The following is a 15,079-nucleotide window of genomic DNA, read 5'->3' as shown; positions in this document are numbered from 1 at the left end:
TCTGCACGTCAAACACCGGCGCGCCATGCGCGGCACGCCGAAACAGGGAGACTACTGAATGCGCAAAAGCCTCACCCTCGCGGGCGCGTTTGTCGCTCTCGGCCTGATGGCCGGCGGCGCCAATGCGGCCGATCCGCTGAAAGCCTGCTTCGTCTATGTCGGTCCGCACAATGACGGCGGCTGGTCGCAGGGCCACGACACCGGGCGCCTCTACGCCCAGGAAAAGCTCGGCGACGCAGTCGAGACCAGCTACGTCGAGAACGTGCCGGAAGGCCCGGACGCCGAGCGCGCCATCGAGCGCCTTGCCCGTTCCGGTTGCGGCATCATCTTCACGACCTCGTTCGGCTTCATGGACCCGACGTTGAAGGTCGCGGCGAAGTTCCCGGACGTGAAGTTCGAGCACGCCACCGGCTTCAAGACCGCCGACAACGTGACCACCTACAACGCCCGCTTCTACGAAGGCCGCTACATCATCGGCCAGATCGCGGCGAAGATGTCGAAGAGCGGCGTTGCCGGCTACATCGTGTCGTTCCCGATCCCGGAAGTCGTGATGGGCATCAACGCCTTCATGCTCGGTGCGCAGTCGGTCAATCCGGACTTCAAGATCAAGATCGTCTGGGTCAATTCGTGGTTCGATCCGGGCAAGGAAGGCGACGCGGCGAAAGCCCTGTTCGACCAGGGCGCCGACATCATCACCCAGCACACCGACTCCCCGGCGCCGCTGCAGATCGCGCAGGAACGCGGCCTGCATGGTTTCGGTCAGGCGCATGATATGTCGTCGTTCGCGCCGAAGGCCCAGTACACCGCGATCGAAGATCATTGGGGACCGTATTACGCAAGGCGCATCCAGGCCGTGATCGACGGCACCTGGAAGTCGCAGGCGAGCTGGGAAGGCCTGAAGGACGGCCTCGTCGTGATGGCTGAGTACGCCAATCTGCCGGAAGACGTCGTCGCCGCGGCGAAGGACGTCCAGGCCAAGATCGAGTCCGGCGAACTGCATCCGTTCAAGGGCCCGATCGTCAAGCAGGACGGCACCGAGGTCATCGGCGAGGGCGCGAACCTCGACGACGGCACCATGCTCGGCATGAACTGGTACGTGAAGGGCATCGACGACAAGCTGCCGCAATAAACGCCGGCACTTCGCGATCAAAAGACCGGGCGGTTGCTGCTGCAGCCGCCCGGTTTGTCGTTTAAGGCATCCTTGTGCCTGCAAAAAGGATTGTGACAGCCGCCGCAATGGGGATAAATTGGGGCGGCAATCGCGGCGGCGATCTGATCGCGCTCGACGCTTGCGGTAGAGGAAACAAAGGCCGGAACGGTGAACGACGTCCCGAGTAGTCACGCAGATGCGGCGGCATTGTCCGCCGATACGGACGATCCGGTTCCTCCTCGAACGAAGGCACCCGCAGGAGCGACGATAGGCTCAGCCTCCGGCGCGTGCCCGACACCGGCGGTCGTATCATGACCGCAACCAACTCGCTCCATTCCGGTTCCCTGGACGATGTGGCCGCTTTTCAGCGTTCGGCCACGGGGCATTTGCCTGTCCGCCATTGGTATCCGGCTGCGCCTGGGGACCATCCGCAATGAAAACCGTGATCGAAGAGAATTTCGAGCGCGAAGTCGCCTTCCTGCAAGAACTCATTCGGACACCGAGCGACAATCCGCCGGGCGACTGCGACGAACACGCAATCATGACGGCGGAGTTGCTGGAAGAGCTTGGCTTTTCCGTTGAACACCATCCCGTGCCGGAGCCGTTCGTGCGTCAGAACGGAATGAAGTCGGTGACCAATCTGATCGTCCGGCGGGTTTTTGGCGACGGCGAGGGGCCGACGATTGCGCTGCATGCCCATGGCGACGCGGTGCCGCCGGGAAACGGGTGGTCGGTCGACCCGTACGGTGCCGAGATTACCGGCGATGTGATCTACGGTCGTGGTGCCGTCGATGCCAAGAGCGACTTCACCGCCTATGTGTTCGCGCTGCTCGCTGTTGCGCGGTCAGGGCGCGCGCTTGCGGGAACCGTCGAGCTGCATCTGACCTATGACGAAGAGCTCGGCGGTTTCGTCGGGCCGAAATGGCTGCTTGAAACTGGGGTAACGAAACCCGATCTCGCGATCTGCGACGGCTTTTCCTACAACATCATCAACGCGCACAATGGCTGTCTGCACCTCGAGGTCGTGGTGCGCGGTCAGCAGGCGCATGCGGCGATGCCCGACACCGGGGCCGACGCGCTGGAGGCGACGACGCCGATCCTTGCCGCGCTCTATGAGGAGCGCAAGCGCATATCCACCCGCGAGAGCGCCATTGCCGGCATCGGGACGGCGAAGCTGACGGTCGGGACGATCTCGGGTGGTGTGCACACCAATGTGGTGCCGGACCGGGTAAAGCTGCGTATCGACCGACGCATGATCCCGGAAGAAGACGGTGACGTCGTCGAGGCGGAGCTGATCGCGCTGATCGAGAATGCCGCGCCGGCGATTGAAGGGGTGACCGTTGAATGCCGGCGGCTCATGCTGGCCGAGCCGCTGGTTCCCAATCCGGGCGCGGCGCGGCTTTCGGAGACCTTGCGCCATCATGCGCAGGCGGTGTTCGGCGAGGAAGTCGTGGTCGGCGGCGCGCCGCTGTTCACCGACGCGCGCCACTATGCGTCGGCGGGCATTCCGACGGTTCTCTATGGCGCCGGGCCGAAGTCGCTGTTTGCCACCGGCAGCCACAGCAGCGACGAGCATCTCAAGCTTGGCGATCTGAAGGCCGCGACCGAGGTGGTCGCGCGCACGCTGGTCGATCTGCTTTCGCCGAAGGGCTAGCAAGATCAACCGACGACGACGGCCGTGCGGTCGTAGGCATCGGTGGCTTCCACCTTGGCCGTGACGATATCACCTACACGCAGCGGGCGGCGGCTGGTCAGATGCACGACGCCGTCGATCTCCGGCGCATCCCACATCGAGCGGCCGGTGCCGGTCGTGCCGTTTGCCTCGTCGACAATGACCTTGATGCGTTTGCCGAGCGAGCGGCGCATCAGTTTGTCACTGACCTTCTGCTGGCGGGCCATGAAGCGGTTCCAGCGGCTTTCCTTGACCTCGTCGGGGACGGGGGACGCGAGATCGTTGGCCGGGGCACCGGCGACCGGCTCGTATTTGAAGCAGCCGACGCGGTCGAGCTTTGCCTCGTCGAGCCAGTTGAGCAGCATCTCGAAATCTTCGTCCGTTTCGCCCGGAAAACCGACGATGAAGGTCGAGCGAATGGCGAGATCTGGACAGATCTCGCGCCAGCTGCGGATCCGCTCCAGCGTCTTGTCCTGCGCGCCGGGGCGGCGCATCGCCTTCAGCACCTTCGGTGAGGCGTGCTGGAAGGGAATGTCGAGATAGGGCAGCACCTTGCCGTCGGCCATCAGCGGGATGACCTCGTCGACATGCGGATAGGGGTAGACGTAGTGCAGGCGGGTCCACACCCCGAGCTCGCCGAGCGCTTCAGCAAGGTCGTAGAAGCGGGTGCGGACTTCGCGGTCGCGCCAGGTCGCGCTCTGGTATTTCAGATCGAGCCCGTAGGCGCTGGTATCCTGGCTGACGACGAGCAGTTCCCTGACGCCGGCATCGACCAGCTTTTCAGCTTCGCGCAGCACCTGATCGACCGGCCGCGAGACGAGATCACCACGCAGTTTCGGGATGATGCAGAAGCTGCAGCGGTTCGAGCAGCCCTCCGAGATCTTCAGATAGGCGTAGTGGCGCGGGGTCAGCTTGACGCCCTGCGGCGGCACCAGATCGAGGAACGGGTCGTGCGCCGGCGGCACGGCCTCGTGCACGGCGGCCATGACGCTTTCATATTGCTGCGGGCCGGTGATCGTCAGAACGTTCGGGTGCACGGTGCGGATCTGTTCCGGCTCGGCGCCCATGCAGCCGGTGACGATGACCTTGCCGTTTTCGGCGAGTGCCGCGCCGATGGCTTCCAGCGACTCCGCCTTGGCGCTGTCGAGGAAGCCGCAGGTGTTGACGACGACCGCGTCGGCGCCGGCGTGACTGCGGGTCAGTTCGTAGCCTTCGGCGCGCAGCCGCGTGATGATCCGCTCGGAATCAACCAGCGCCTTGGGGCAGCCGAGGCTGACAAAGGAGATGCGGGGCGCGTCGTTCGACATCGGCGGTCCAGTGCAAATGGGTGGTTTCAGATCGTGTCGCTAGCGGTTTGCGCCGGCGGGATCAAGCGCTTTGCGGCTGAGAAGGTCGCCGGTCAGTCCGCTTTGCAGAGCAGGCGATACTGGTCGGGCTGCCTATGGACGCTGAAATTGAAGATGTTGTCCTGGATCTCGCGGCAGCGGTCGAGGTCGCATTCGGCGAGCACGATCTCGTCGCCGAGCGTGGTGCATTGAGCGACGATTTCGCCGGTCGGGGCGATGATGCAGGAGCCGCCGATCAGATCGCAGCCTTCCTCGCAACCGGCCTTGGCGACGCCGACGATCCACGCCCCGTTCTGATAGGCGCCGGCCTGCATGACGAGGTGGTTGTGGAAGTCCTGCAAATGGTCGTGCTCGGGTGCGAGCGGGTAGTGCACCGGCGTGTTGTAGCCGAGCAGGACAAGTTCCGCCTTCTGCAGCCCGAGCATGCGGTAGGTCTCCGGCCAGCGGCGGTCGTTGCAGATGCACATGCCGATGCGGCCGCCAAGCGCCTCGTAAACCGGGAAACCGAGATCACCGCGCTCGAAATAGCGCTTTTCGAGATGCTGGAAGGCGCGCCAGGGTTCGTTCTCGCGGTGTCCAGGTAGATGGATCTTGCGGTATTTGCCGAGGATCGCGCCGTCGGGGCCGACGAGGATGGCGGTGTTAAAACGGCGGGTGTTGCCGTCGTCGTCGACGGTCTTTTCGGCGTAGCCGAGATAGAAGCCGACGCCGAGCCGGTTTGCTGCCTCGAAAAGCGGGCGGGTCTCGGTAGACGGCATTTCGGTCTCGAAATAGGTGTCGACCTCGGCCTGATCCTCCATGAACCAGCGCGGGAAGAAGGTGGTCAGCGCCAGTTCGGGGAACACAACGAGATTGGCGCCGCGCGTGGCCGCATCTTCCATCAGCGTGACCATGCGGGCGACGGCGGAGCTGCGCGGTTCGTCCTTGGCGATCGGGCCGAGCTGGGCGGCGGCAATGATAAGGGATCGGGACATTCGCGGTCTCTTTTCGCTGTTGATGTCAGTCGGCGTTCGCCAGACGCAGCACCACGTCGAGCAGAAGGTCGGCGCCGGCTTCGATCTGTTCCGGCGCGGTGTATTCGCGGATGTTGTGGCTGAGGCCGTCGCGGCTCGGAACGAAGATCATTGCCGTCGGGCAGTGCGGCGCGAACATCTGCGCGTCATGGCCCGCGCCTGACGGCATGCGCTTGACGCTGTTGCCGCGTTCGGTTGCGCGTTGCTCGATCAATGACACGATGGCGTCGTCGAAGATGACGGGCTCGAAGCGGGCGAGGGTGCGCGACGTGACGCTGGCTCCTTCCGCCTTGGCTGCTGCATCGATGGCCGCAGCCACTTCGGCTTCGGCCTTTTGCAGCAGGGTTTCGTCGGTATTGCGCAGATCGACGGTGAAGACCGCCTTGCGTGGCACGACATTGACGAGCCCCGGTTCGAACGACAGCGCACCGACGGTCGCGACCTGATTGCCGCCGAAACTGAGCGCGGTGTCGCGCGCCGCGACGATGGCCTTTGCCGCGACGACACCGGCATCGCAGCGTTGATCCATCGGTGTCGTGCCGGCATGGTTCGAGACGCCGCTGACGGTGTATTCGGTCCAGGAAATGCCCTGCACGCCTGTGACGGCGCCGATCTCGATGTTCTCACGCTCCAGCACCGGGCCCTGCTCGATGTGCAGTTCGAGGAAGGCACGCGGGAGCAGCGTTGCCGGCTCCACATCGCCGGCATAGCCGATCTTCGCCAGATCGTCGTCAACAGTGGTGCCGTCGATGCCGGTCGTTGCGAGTGCCGCATCGAGCGAGAGGGTACCCTGGTGCACGGCGCTGCCCATCATGTCGGGGGCGAAGCGGGCGCCTTCCTCGTTGGTGAAGAAGGCAACGGCGACGGGCAAGCGGGTTTCGAGCCCGGCGTCGTTCAGCGTTTCGATCACTTCGAGGCCGGCGAGGACGCCGAGATTGCCGTCATAGAGGCCGCCGGTCGCGACCGTGTCGATATGCGAGCCGAGCATCACCGGCGGGCCGTTCTCGCTGCCGGGGCGGATGCCCCAGACATTGCCGATACGGTCGATGGAGACGGCAAGGCCGAGTTCGCGCATCCAGCCGGTGACGAGATCGCGGCCGGCGCCGTCTTCTTCGCTCAGTGCAAGGCGGCAGACGCCGCCACCGGACAACGCGCCGATCTGCCCGAGCGCACGGATGCGGTTCATCAGCCGATCGATATCGATCTTGAGGTTCGGCGGCATGGTCAGGCGGCTCCTGCTTCGACCTCGGCGGGCGTCTTTCCGACGAGGTCGGTGTAAACGGCTTCGTCGGTGGCGCCTTCGGTGGCAAAGACGAGGACGCGCGAGGTCGCGTCGAGACCGAGTTTGCCGCGGGCATCGGCGTCGTCGGCGACGACCACAAGACCCATCAGCCCGGCAACGGCGGACTCGCCGGCAACCAGCGGCGGGTCGTTGTAGCGGCCCTCGGCGAGCAGCTTCATGCCCTCGACGGCGGCTTCATCGGAAATGCCGATCACCGCGTCGGCGGCCTGTTCGAGAATGCGCCAGGCGAGCGCGGAGATCTCGCCGCAGGCAAGCCCGGCCATCAGCGTATCGAGATCGCCATGCACCACGGTCGGTTCGCCGGCCTTGATGGTTTCGAGCCAGCAGGCGGAGTTGAGCGGGTCGGCGAGCACGATGGTCGGGCGGTCCGCGCCGAATTTGCGCCAGAACTGGGCAGCAACGGCCGCGGCCATACCGCCGACGCCGGTTTGCAGGAAGACATGGGTCGGCGGGGTTGATCCCGGCCACTGCTCGATGGCTTCAGCGGCCATCAGCTCGTAGCCCTGCATGACGTCCTTGGGGATCTCGGTGTAGCCCGGGTAGGAGGTGTCCGAGACGACGATCCAGCCTTCACGGTCGGCGGTCGCTTGTGCTTCGCGCACGCTGTCATCGTAGTTGCCGGCGCAGCGAACGACTTCGGCGCCGTATTTCTCGATTTCCTGCTTGCGGCCCTCGCTGACCGTCGCATGGATGAAGATCACGCAGCGGCAGCCGAAGGTCTGCGCGCCCCAGGCGACCGAGCGACCGTGATTGCCGTCGGTGGCACAGGTCACCGTCATGCCCGCGGCGTGCTTGGCGAAGGCTTCCTTGTCGTAGGGCGTGATGCCGCGTTCGGCAGCGCTACGGGCAAGGACCTGCCAAACGGCATAGGCGCCGCCGAGAGCTTTGAAACTGCCGAGACCGAAACGGGAGGCTTCGTTCTTGTAGTGGAGAGCGGCGACATTGGCGGCCGCGGCAATGCCGGGGAGAGAGACCAGCGGCGTTGTTGCGTAGCCCGGCCAGGCCGAAATGGTCGCGCGGGCGACAGCGAAGGCGTCGTCGTTCAACACGTCGCTCTGCACCCGGCCGTAAGGGGCGGCGCGGTCGGCATGGCTGTTGAGGCAAATCGTGTAATCGCTCACCGAATGGGGCATGCGATTTCTCTCCCTGTTAGTTTTTGTTGCGCCGAACCCGGAAGCCTGCGGCGGGGGATGCCCGCCGCAGATCCGTTCCGGCGAATGCCTGATTACATGTTCGCGGCGATATCCGCGAGCAGAGCGTCGAGCATGGCCTTGCCTTCGTCGCCGTATTTCTCCTCGATCAGCTTGCGCACGGCAGGCTGGGAGGCGGCGGCGAACTTCTTCAGCTCGTCCGGCGAGATGGCGTTGACTTCCATCTTCTCGGCGAGCTTCGGCAGGCCGTTCTGCGAGGCCTCGATGATGCGGGACATGGAGCGGCCGGATTCGGTCGCGACTTCGGACGCCCAGTCGACGATCGCCTTATGCTCGGGCTTCAGGCCGTCGTAGAATTCCTTGTTCATGAACCAGACATACGGCGTGATGACGTGGTTCGAGATCGACAGGTACTTCTGCACTTCGTCGAACTTGGCAAAGGCGATGATCGGGATCGGGTTCATCTGGCCGTCGGCGGTGTCGGTCTGCAGCGCGGTGTAGACCTCGGCCCAGGGCAGAGCGGTCGGCTTGCCGCCGAGCGAGGAAATGATCGTCTCATGGGTCGGCAGCGTCATGGTGCGGATGCGCAGGCCTTCCATGTCCTCGACCGTCTTGATCGGCTTCTTGGAGTTCGAGAAGACGAAGAAGCCGCCGGAATCGATCAGGCCGAGCGTCTTCAGGCCGGTCTTGCCGTCCATGTCGGCAATGAACTTCTGGCCGAAGGCGCTGTCCTTCGAAATCACCTTGGAGGCAACGTCGATGTTCGGGAAGGCGAAGGGCAGGTCGAACACGCCAACCAGCGGGTAGTGCTGGGCGACGCCGCCGGCGGATGAAATGCAGGATTCGACGAGGCCGTTGCGGACCTGATCGATCACTTCATTGTCCTTGCCGAGCTGGCCGTTGGCGTAGAGCTTGACCTCGATTTCACCGTTCGACGCGGTTTCGACCAGCGACTTGAACACTGCGGTCATGGCGCCCGAATGGCTCTGGAACGGGTCTTCCGGGTTGAGGTGCCCGATGCGGATGGTGACGTCGGCGGCGAAGGCCGACGTCGTCAGGAGGACAGCAGCCGACAGGGCGGCGGCCGACTTGGCCAATTTCGATACCAGTTTCATGTTCCACTCCGTTTGTTTGCCCTCGCGGCGACGTTGCGCCGGGTTCTCCTTAGAGGCCTAGATATCTTGGGACGACGAGGGCGAGGTCTTCCCAGTAGGCGATCAGAACGAGCACCGAGACTTCGGCGAGGATGAACGGCCACAACTCGCGGGCGATCGCCTCGATGCGCTCTCGGGTGACCGAGGCGAGCACGAAGAGGCAGGCGCCGACGGGTGGCGTCATCAGCGAGATGTTGAGCGAGAGGATGATGATGATGCCGGCATGCACCGGGTTGATGCCGATGGCGAGCGTCAGTGGCGCAAGCACCGGCGCAAGGATGATCAGCGTCGCGGTGATGTCCATGAACAGGCCGATCACCAGCAACAGCAGAATGATCAGGCCAAGAATGACGTTCGGGTCGTCGGAGATCGTCAGCATCGTCTCGGCGATCGCCTGCGGGACCTGATTGAAGGCCATCCACCAGGTCATGATCGAGGCCGACGAAATCACCAGAAAGATGATGCCGGTCAACCGCGCGGTGCGGGCCATGATCTCGTAGAGCGTCTTCCAGTCGAGGGCGCGGTAAAGGACGCCGCCGACGAACAGTGAATAGGCAACGGCTATTGCAGCGGCCTCGGTCGGGGTGGCGATGCCGCCGAGGATCGAGCCGAGGATGAAGACCGGCAGAACGACGGCGGCGATGCTTTTGCGGAAGGCGCGGACAATGGCGATGACCGACGGGCGGCCTTCGCCGGCGGGCAGGTTCTTGCGCTTTGCCGAGACGGCGATGACGACCATGCAGACGCCGCAGATCAGCAGGCCCGGGAGTATGCCGGCGGCGAACAGGCCGGCAATCGAGACGCCCATGATCGAGCCGTAGATGACGGCGAGCGTCGAGGGCGGAATGGTCGGCCCGATGATCGAACCGGCGGCGGTCACCGCGCAGGCATAGGGCTTGGTGTAACCGCCCTTGACCATGGCCGGCACCAGCGTGTTGCCGAAGGCGGCCGCATCCGCCGTCGCCGATCCCGTAATGCCCGCGAACAGCACGGAAGCGACCATGTTGGAATGGGCCATGCCGCCGCGCATCCAGCCGACCAGCGCGGAGGCGAGGCGCACGAGCGAGTCGGTGATGCCGGTGCGGTTCATGATCTCGCCGGCCATGATGAAGAACGGCATGGCGAGGAACGGGAACAGGTCGAGACCGGCAAAGAACCGGTCGGGCACCATCATGAAGAAGCGCCCGCCGCCCATGTCCCAGATGCCGACGAGGCCGGCGAGGCCGAGCACGAAGCCGACCGGCATGCCGATTGCGAGGAGAGCGAAGAAGGTGGCTGCGACGAGGATCATGGTCAGATGTCCACCCGGTCTGCCGCGGTCACGCCGTCGGCGGAGAAGAAGTCATGCGCTGCGACGAGTGCGAGCTGGATGCAGCACAGCAGCGCGGCGATCGGCACAACGAGGAACGGATAACCCTTGGGAATGTCGTAGATCATCGTCAGCCGGCTGAAGCCGCGCTCGGCGAAGCCGATGCCGTAGACGAAGAGGAAGGCGAAGAAGACGAAGGCGATGACGTCGATGCCAATCGCCAGCCATTTACGGACCGTCGGCGGGAAGCGTTCGAACAGGAGCAGCACGCCGATATGTTCGCGCCGGGAGATGCCGCAGGACACCGCGAGCAGCGCCATCCAGATCATCAGGTAGCGGGCGAGTTCTTCTGTGAAGGTCAGCGGGTAGGGAATGGCGTAGCGGGCAAGGATACCCAACCAGACATCGAGGGTGAGGATGACGAGCAGGAAGACGCAGGCGCGTTCGACCCAGCGGTTCATCCACCGGCTGGCCTTCAGCGAAAAAGACGCGACGTTGCCCATCGGTTCCCCCCATCTGGGACGCAATGCCGTTGCCTTCATATTGAAATTGTCGTTTCATTAAGTCAATCGTGATGAAATGCAAATTTCTTAGGCGGTGTGCGCCGGTTTTTTGGGCGAAAGGCTGGAACGATGGGGGCGGAGATCATTATGGGCGGCGGAGCCGATCAGCCGATCGAACGACGAATTCATCTGTCTTATGGGCGGTTTACGCCGAATGAACGACGTCTTGCCGACCTGGTTCTGGAATTCCCGGGGGATCTCGCGGCTTATTCGGCGACGGAGCTGGCGGAACTGGCCGGCGTGTCGAAGGCAACGGTGAGCCGGTTTTTCCGCCGGCTGGGATTCCCGACCTTCGAGGAGGCGCGACGGGTGTCGCGGGACGCGCGCGAAGCCGGCTCGCCGGTTTACCTGGCGTCGTCGGGTGCCGACCGGAGCGAGGGCGATGAGAACGACATCGCCCTGTTTCTTCGCGATGAGACTGACGCTATCGCCCGTACCCTTGGACGCATTGATCCCGAGTCCATTGGCCGGATTGCCCGTGCCATCGTCGACGCGCGCAATGTTGTGGTTCTCGGCTATCGCAACAGCCATCATCTCGCTGCCTATATGCGCGGTTTGTTGGCCCAGATGCGGCGCAATGTGGAGCTGGTGCCGAATGGTGGCGACACGCCGGGCGACCGCCTTGCCGGGTTGAATGGGGACGATCTGGTCATCGTTGTCGGCATGCGGCGGCGGGTAGCGCCGCTGGAAAAGGCGATGACGGCGTTGCATGGGCTCGGCGTGCCGGTCGTGTTGATCACCGACCCGACGGCGCGCGGACTGCCGGCGCTTGCGCGAGAGACCGTCGTTTGCGAGACGGAGACCCGCGTCTTGTTCGATTCCTACGCGTCCGCCATGGCCGTTATCCGGCTGATCGCTGTGTCGGTGGTGCGTCTCAAGGGTGAGGTTGGCCGGCGCCATCTGGAGTCCGTCGAGATGCTGCACGAAGCGCTCGGTGAACTGGAATCGTGACCGCGTAATTGCGCTTGTCGGCCGGGATCGTGCCCGCGTACAGTCCGTCCAACAGAAGACGAAAATCGTTACGTTGGAGCGGACTGAATGAAGACGTTTTTCAGCGAAAAGCACAGGCTGCATTTCCCGCAGGGCGAGTTCTTCGCCGGCGAACTGGTGACGCCGTTCGAGCGTCCTTCGCGCGTCGAATATGTCCTCAACCGGCTGAACGAGCGCGGGTTTGAGCGCCCGGTCGATCCGGGCGACGTCGACTTCGGTCCGCTCAGCCGTGTCCACGACGAAGGGTTTCTCGAGTTTCTGAAAACGGCGTGGGCGGACTGGAAGGCCGAAGGCTTTGGCGGCGAGGTGTTTGCCACAAGCTTCCCGCTGCAGCGAACGCCGAAACGGCCGCCGCCGCGCAATATCGACGGCAAGGTCGGCTACTACGCGACTTCCGGCGAAACGGCTATCACGGCGGGCACCTGGGAAGCGGCGCTTTCGTCCTGCGCGACGGCGCAGGCCGCACAGCGTCATGTGGCGGCGGGCGCTCGGTCGGCCTTCGCGCTTTGCCGTCCGCCGGGGCACCACGCTGCCGGCGATCTGTTCGGGGGCTTCTGCTTTCTCAACAACGCGGCCGTGGTCGCGGAAATGTTCCGCATGAATGGCGCGGAGAAGGTCGCGATCCTCGATATCGACTTTCACCACGGCAACGGCACGCAGGACATCTTCTACCGGCGCGGCGACATCTTCTTCGTTTCGCTGCACGGTCAGCCCGAGGATGCGTACCCGTATTTCCTCGGCTATGCCGACGAGAAAGGGGAAGGCGCGGGCGAGGGCGCCAATGTCAACTATCCGCTGGCGCCAGGGACGACCTACGCCCGATGGGCGGAAGCACTCGACGACGCAATTGCACGGATCCACAAGGCCGGCGCCGAAGCCGTCGTCGTGTCACTGGGGCTCGATACCTTCAAGGACGACCCGATCAGCTTCTTCAAGCTGGAGAGCGAGGACTATCTCGACTGCGGCCGGCGGATTGCCAAAATGGGCCTGCCGACCGTCTTCGTGATGGAAGGTGGCTATTCGGTCGAAGCGCTCGGTATCAACACGGTCAACGTACTCGAGGGGTTCGAGAATGGCTGAGGGAAGCAAGATCTCGGTTGCCGTGACGCAGATGGCGTGCGGCGACGACCGGGCGGCCAATATCGATCGGGCCGAAGCGCTTGTGCGCAAGGCCGCCGGCATGGGCGCGCAGGTCGTGCTTTTGCAGGAGCTGTTCGAGACGCCGTATTTCTGCAAGACGGAACTTCCCGACTTCTTCGATCTGGCGATGCCGGTCGAGGGCAATCCGACCATTGCGCGGTTTCAACGCCTTGCCGCCGAGCTGAAGGTGGTGATCCCGTTCAGCTTCTTCGAACGGACGGGCCAGGCCCATTTCAACAGCCTTGTGGCCATCGACGCGGACGGCGCCATCCTTGGGCTCTATCGCAAGTCGCATATCCCGGACGGGCCGGGCTACGAGGAGAAGTACTATTTCTCGCCGGGTGATACCGGCTTCAAGGTGTTCGACACGGCCTATGGCCGGATCGGCATCGGGATCTGCTGGGATCAATGGTTCCCGGAAGCCGCACGCGCCATGGCGCTGCAGGGGGCGGAACTGCTGCTCTATCCAACGGCGATCGGCTCCGAGCCGCCGGCGCCGGGCTATGACAGCCAGCCCCATTGGGAGCGGGTGATGTGCGGCCATGCGGGCGCCAATCTGATGCCGCTCGCAGCCTCGAACCGGATCGGCTCTGAGACGTCGCCGGACGGGACCAGCGTCACTTTCTATGGATCGTCGTTCATTGCCGACTGGACGGGAAAGGTCATCGAGCGGGCAAGCCGCGACGAGGAAGAGGTGCGGATCGCGACGTTCGACTTCGACGAGATTGCCCGCTTCCGCCGCTCCTGGGGCCTGTTCCGCGATCGCCGGCCGGAACTCTACAGCCCGCTCGGCTCCCTCGACGGCACGAGCTGAGGCGGACGTTTGCCGGGCCAGTCGGTTGCCCGGTGGTAGGCTTCGCCGAGCTGCAGGATCGCCGCGTCGGCGTGTTTCGGCCCGAACAGCTGGATGCCGGCCGGGAGGCCGGATGATCCAAACCCTGCCGGCAGGCCGAGCGCGGGGACGCCGACCAGAGAGACAGGCACGACGATTTCCATCCATTGGTGATAGGTCGACATGGAGCGGCCGCACACACTCTTCGGCCAGGTCATATCCGCGTCGAAGGGGAACACCTGCGCGCTCGGCAGCACCAGCGCGTCGTAGCGCTCGAACAGGCGGGCGAGCGTCGCGTACCACTGCGAGCGCATCAGGCTCGCGCGGCGGATATCGTCCGCGCTGCGGGCCCGTCCCGTCTCGGTCTCAAAGATCGCTTCGGGTTTCAGCAGGTCACGCTGCGCCGGGTTGTCATAGTGGACGCCGAGCGACGAGGACACCGCGAAGCTGCGCAGGGTCAGCCATGACGACCAGAGGGTGGTCGGATCTAAGTCGGGCACGATTTCCTCGACGGCGCAGCCGAGCTCTTCGAAGACGCCGACGGCGGCACGGCCGAGCGTGAGGATTTCCGGGTCGACGGGATAGTGACCCGCCCAGTCGCCGAGCCAGCCGATGCGTTTTCCGGCGATGGAACCGTCGAGGCGGTTTGCGAAGGGCGCAACACGCGGGAGCGAGTGCGGCACCTGCGGATGCGGGCCTGCGACGGTGTCGAGCAGGCGAGCAAGATCGTGCACAGAACGGGCCATCGGTCCGTCGGTCGAGAGCTGGTGAAGGAAAAGTTCGCCGACCGGATCGGCCGAGACAAGGCCATAGGTCGGGCGAAAGCCGTAGACATTGTTGAAGGCGGCCGGGTTGCGCAGCGATCCCATCATGTCCGATCCGTCGGCGACCGGGACCATGCGCGAGGCGAGAGCCGCACCGGCGCCTCCGCTCGAACCGCCGGCGCTTTTTGCCGGGTTGTAGGGATTGCGCGTGACGCCGAACACCCGGTTGTAGCTGTGCGAGCCGAGGCCGAATTCAGACGCGTTCGTCTTGCCGATCAGGATCGCGCCGGCGGCACGGATGCGGGCGGCGAGGACGTCATCCGCCGTCGGAATGTTGTCGGCGAAGATTGGTGAGCCGTGGGTGGTCCGGATGCCGGCGGTTTCGACGAGATCCTTGATCGCCACCGGTATGCCGTGCAGCCAGCCCTTGCGCGGGGAACGGTCTGCGGCGGCGGCCTCGGCGATCAGCGCGTCGCGCTCGCGCAGGCTGACGATGGCGTTGACCGTCGGGTTTGCCGCCTCGATCCGATCAAGGAATGCCGTCATCACCTCGACCGAGGAAAGCCTTCCCGTAGCAAGTGCTTCAGAGAGCGCTGTTGCGTCGAGATCGGTGATCGCCGTCATCGTTTTTCGTCCGGAAAGCGCAAGCGGCCCGCAAGGGGCCGCCCGAAGAGGTGGCGGACCCCGTTTGG

13 protein-coding genes are annotated in these 15,079 nt (G+C 64.4%); 5 read left to right on the top strand and 8 right to left on the bottom strand.

Going from position 1 to position 15,079, the window contains the following annotated elements; all coding sequences use genetic code 11:
- Positions 1-58 precede the first annotated feature (58 nt).
- Positions 59-1,129 (top strand): BMP family ABC transporter substrate-binding protein, encoded by a 1,071-nt coding sequence (locus tag C0606_03150; GenBank protein ID PLX39517.1) that lies wholly within the window; start codon positions 59-61, stop codon positions 1,127-1,129.
- Positions 1,130-1,583: 454 nt separating this feature from the next.
- Positions 1,584-2,804, top strand: coding sequence for a peptidase M20 (locus C0606_03145; protein PLX39516.1), 1,221 nt, complete (start codon positions 1,584-1,586; stop codon positions 2,802-2,804).
- A 5-nt stretch (positions 2,805-2,809) separates the two neighbouring features.
- Here C0606_03145 and C0606_03140 read toward each other — a convergent pair whose 3' ends face one another.
- The 7 genes from C0606_03140 to C0606_03110 form a co-directional block, all read right to left on the bottom strand.
- Entirely contained in the window at positions 2,810-4,129 is a 1,320-nt protein-coding gene (locus tag C0606_03140) for a 30S ribosomal protein S12 methylthiotransferase RimO (protein PLX39515.1), read from the bottom strand.
- A gap of 92 nt (positions 4,130-4,221) precedes the next feature.
- The gene (locus tag C0606_03135; GenBank protein PLX39514.1) at positions 4,222-5,142 is read right to left on the bottom strand and encodes an N-carbamoyl-D-amino-acid hydrolase; all 921 of its coding nucleotides are present in this window, start codon (positions 5,140-5,142) and stop codon (positions 4,222-4,224) included.
- Between the two features lie 25 nt (positions 5,143-5,167).
- Complete coding sequence (locus tag C0606_03130; protein PLX39513.1) at positions 5,168-6,403, bottom strand: Zn-dependent hydrolase; 1,236 nt, start codon at positions 6,401-6,403, stop codon at positions 5,168-5,170.
- 2 nt (positions 6,404-6,405) lie between these two features.
- Positions 6,406-7,617, bottom strand: coding sequence for a diaminopropionate ammonia-lyase (locus C0606_03125; GenBank protein ID PLX39512.1), 1,212 nt, complete (start codon positions 7,615-7,617; stop codon positions 6,406-6,408).
- A 92-nt stretch (positions 7,618-7,709) separates the two neighbouring features.
- Complete coding sequence (locus tag C0606_03120; protein ID PLX39511.1) at positions 7,710-8,750, bottom strand: C4-dicarboxylate ABC transporter substrate-binding protein; 1,041 nt, start codon at positions 8,748-8,750, stop codon at positions 7,710-7,712.
- A 49-nt stretch (positions 8,751-8,799) separates the two neighbouring features.
- On the bottom strand, positions 8,800-10,077 hold the full coding sequence (locus C0606_03115; GenBank protein ID PLX39685.1) for a C4-dicarboxylate ABC transporter permease: 1,278 nt from the start codon (positions 10,075-10,077) through the stop codon (positions 8,800-8,802).
- 5 nt (positions 10,078-10,082) lie between these two features.
- A complete protein-coding gene (locus tag C0606_03110) occupies positions 10,083-10,559 on the bottom strand; it encodes a C4-dicarboxylate ABC transporter permease (protein ID PLX39684.1) in 477 nt (158 codons plus the stop codon).
- A gap of 171 nt (positions 10,560-10,730) precedes the next feature.
- Here C0606_03110 and C0606_03105 point away from each other — a divergent pair, with 171 nt between their 5' ends.
- The 3 genes from C0606_03105 to aguB all read left to right on the top strand — a co-directional run bounded on the left by C0606_03105 (position 10,731) and on the right by aguB (position 13,605).
- Positions 10,731-11,612: a MurR/RpiR family transcriptional regulator gene (locus C0606_03105; GenBank protein ID PLX39510.1), complete on the top strand. Its 882-nt coding sequence runs from the start codon at positions 10,731-10,733 to the stop codon at positions 11,610-11,612.
- An 87-nt stretch (positions 11,613-11,699) separates the two neighbouring features.
- Positions 11,700-12,731 (top strand): acetylpolyamine amidohydrolase, encoded by a 1,032-nt coding sequence (locus tag C0606_03100; protein PLX39509.1) that lies wholly within the window; start codon positions 11,700-11,702, stop codon positions 12,729-12,731.
- Positions 12,724-13,605, top strand: a complete 882-nt coding sequence (gene aguB, locus C0606_03095; GenBank protein ID PLX39508.1) for an N-carbamoylputrescine amidase — start codon at positions 12,724-12,726, stop codon at positions 13,603-13,605. Before C0606_03100 ends, aguB begins: the two co-directional genes overlap by 8 nt.
- Here the strand turns inward: aguB and C0606_03090 are convergent.
- The gene (locus C0606_03090; protein ID PLX39507.1) at positions 13,569-15,011 is read right to left on the bottom strand and encodes an amidase; all 1,443 of its coding nucleotides are present in this window, start codon (positions 15,009-15,011) and stop codon (positions 13,569-13,571) included. The genes aguB and C0606_03090 overlap by 37 nt on opposite strands.
- Positions 15,012-15,079 lie beyond the last annotated feature (68 nt).

It is taken from the genome of Hyphomicrobiales bacterium, from assembly GCA_002869065.1.
Lineage (GTDB): Bacteria > Pseudomonadota > Alphaproteobacteria > Rhizobiales > Rhodobiaceae > Rhodobium.
The sequence above is the reverse complement of the archived record's forward strand: the minus strand, read 5'-3'. Positions and strand labels throughout refer to the sequence as shown.

Bases quoted from the DNA above. Each gene is read 5' to 3' on its own strand.
- C0606_03120 (PLX39511.1), bottom strand. From the start codon at position 8,750: ATGAAACTGGTATCGAAATTGGCCAAGTCGGCCGCCGCCCTGTCGGCT.
- C0606_03130 (PLX39513.1), bottom strand. From the start codon at position 6,403: ATGCCGCCGAACCTCAAGATCGATATCGATCGGCTGATGAACCGCATC.
- C0606_03090 (PLX39507.1), bottom strand. From the start codon at position 15,011: ATGACGGCGATCACCGATCTCGACGCAACAGCGCTCTCTGAAGCACTT.
- C0606_03125 (PLX39512.1), bottom strand. From the start codon at position 7,617: ATGCCCCATTCGGTGAGCGATTACACGATTTGCCTCAACAGCCATGCC.
- C0606_03135 (PLX39514.1), bottom strand. From the start codon at position 5,142: ATGTCCCGATCCCTTATCATTGCCGCCGCCCAGCTCGGCCCGATCGCC.
- C0606_03105 (PLX39510.1), top strand. From the start codon at position 10,731: ATGGGGGCGGAGATCATTATGGGCGGCGGAGCCGATCAGCCGATCGAA.
- C0606_03145 (PLX39516.1), top strand. From the start codon at position 1,584: ATGAAAACCGTGATCGAAGAGAATTTCGAGCGCGAAGTCGCCTTCCTG.
- aguB (PLX39508.1), top strand. From the start codon at position 12,724: ATGGCTGAGGGAAGCAAGATCTCGGTTGCCGTGACGCAGATGGCGTGC.
- C0606_03140 (PLX39515.1), bottom strand. From the start codon at position 4,129: ATGTCGAACGACGCGCCCCGCATCTCCTTTGTCAGCCTCGGCTGCCCC.
- C0606_03150 (PLX39517.1), top strand. From the start codon at position 59: ATGCGCAAAAGCCTCACCCTCGCGGGCGCGTTTGTCGCTCTCGGCCTG.
- C0606_03100 (PLX39509.1), top strand. From the start codon at position 11,700: ATGAAGACGTTTTTCAGCGAAAAGCACAGGCTGCATTTCCCGCAGGGC.
- C0606_03110 (PLX39684.1), bottom strand. From the start codon at position 10,559: ATGAACCGCTGGGTCGAACGCGCCTGCGTCTTCCTGCTCGTCATCCTC.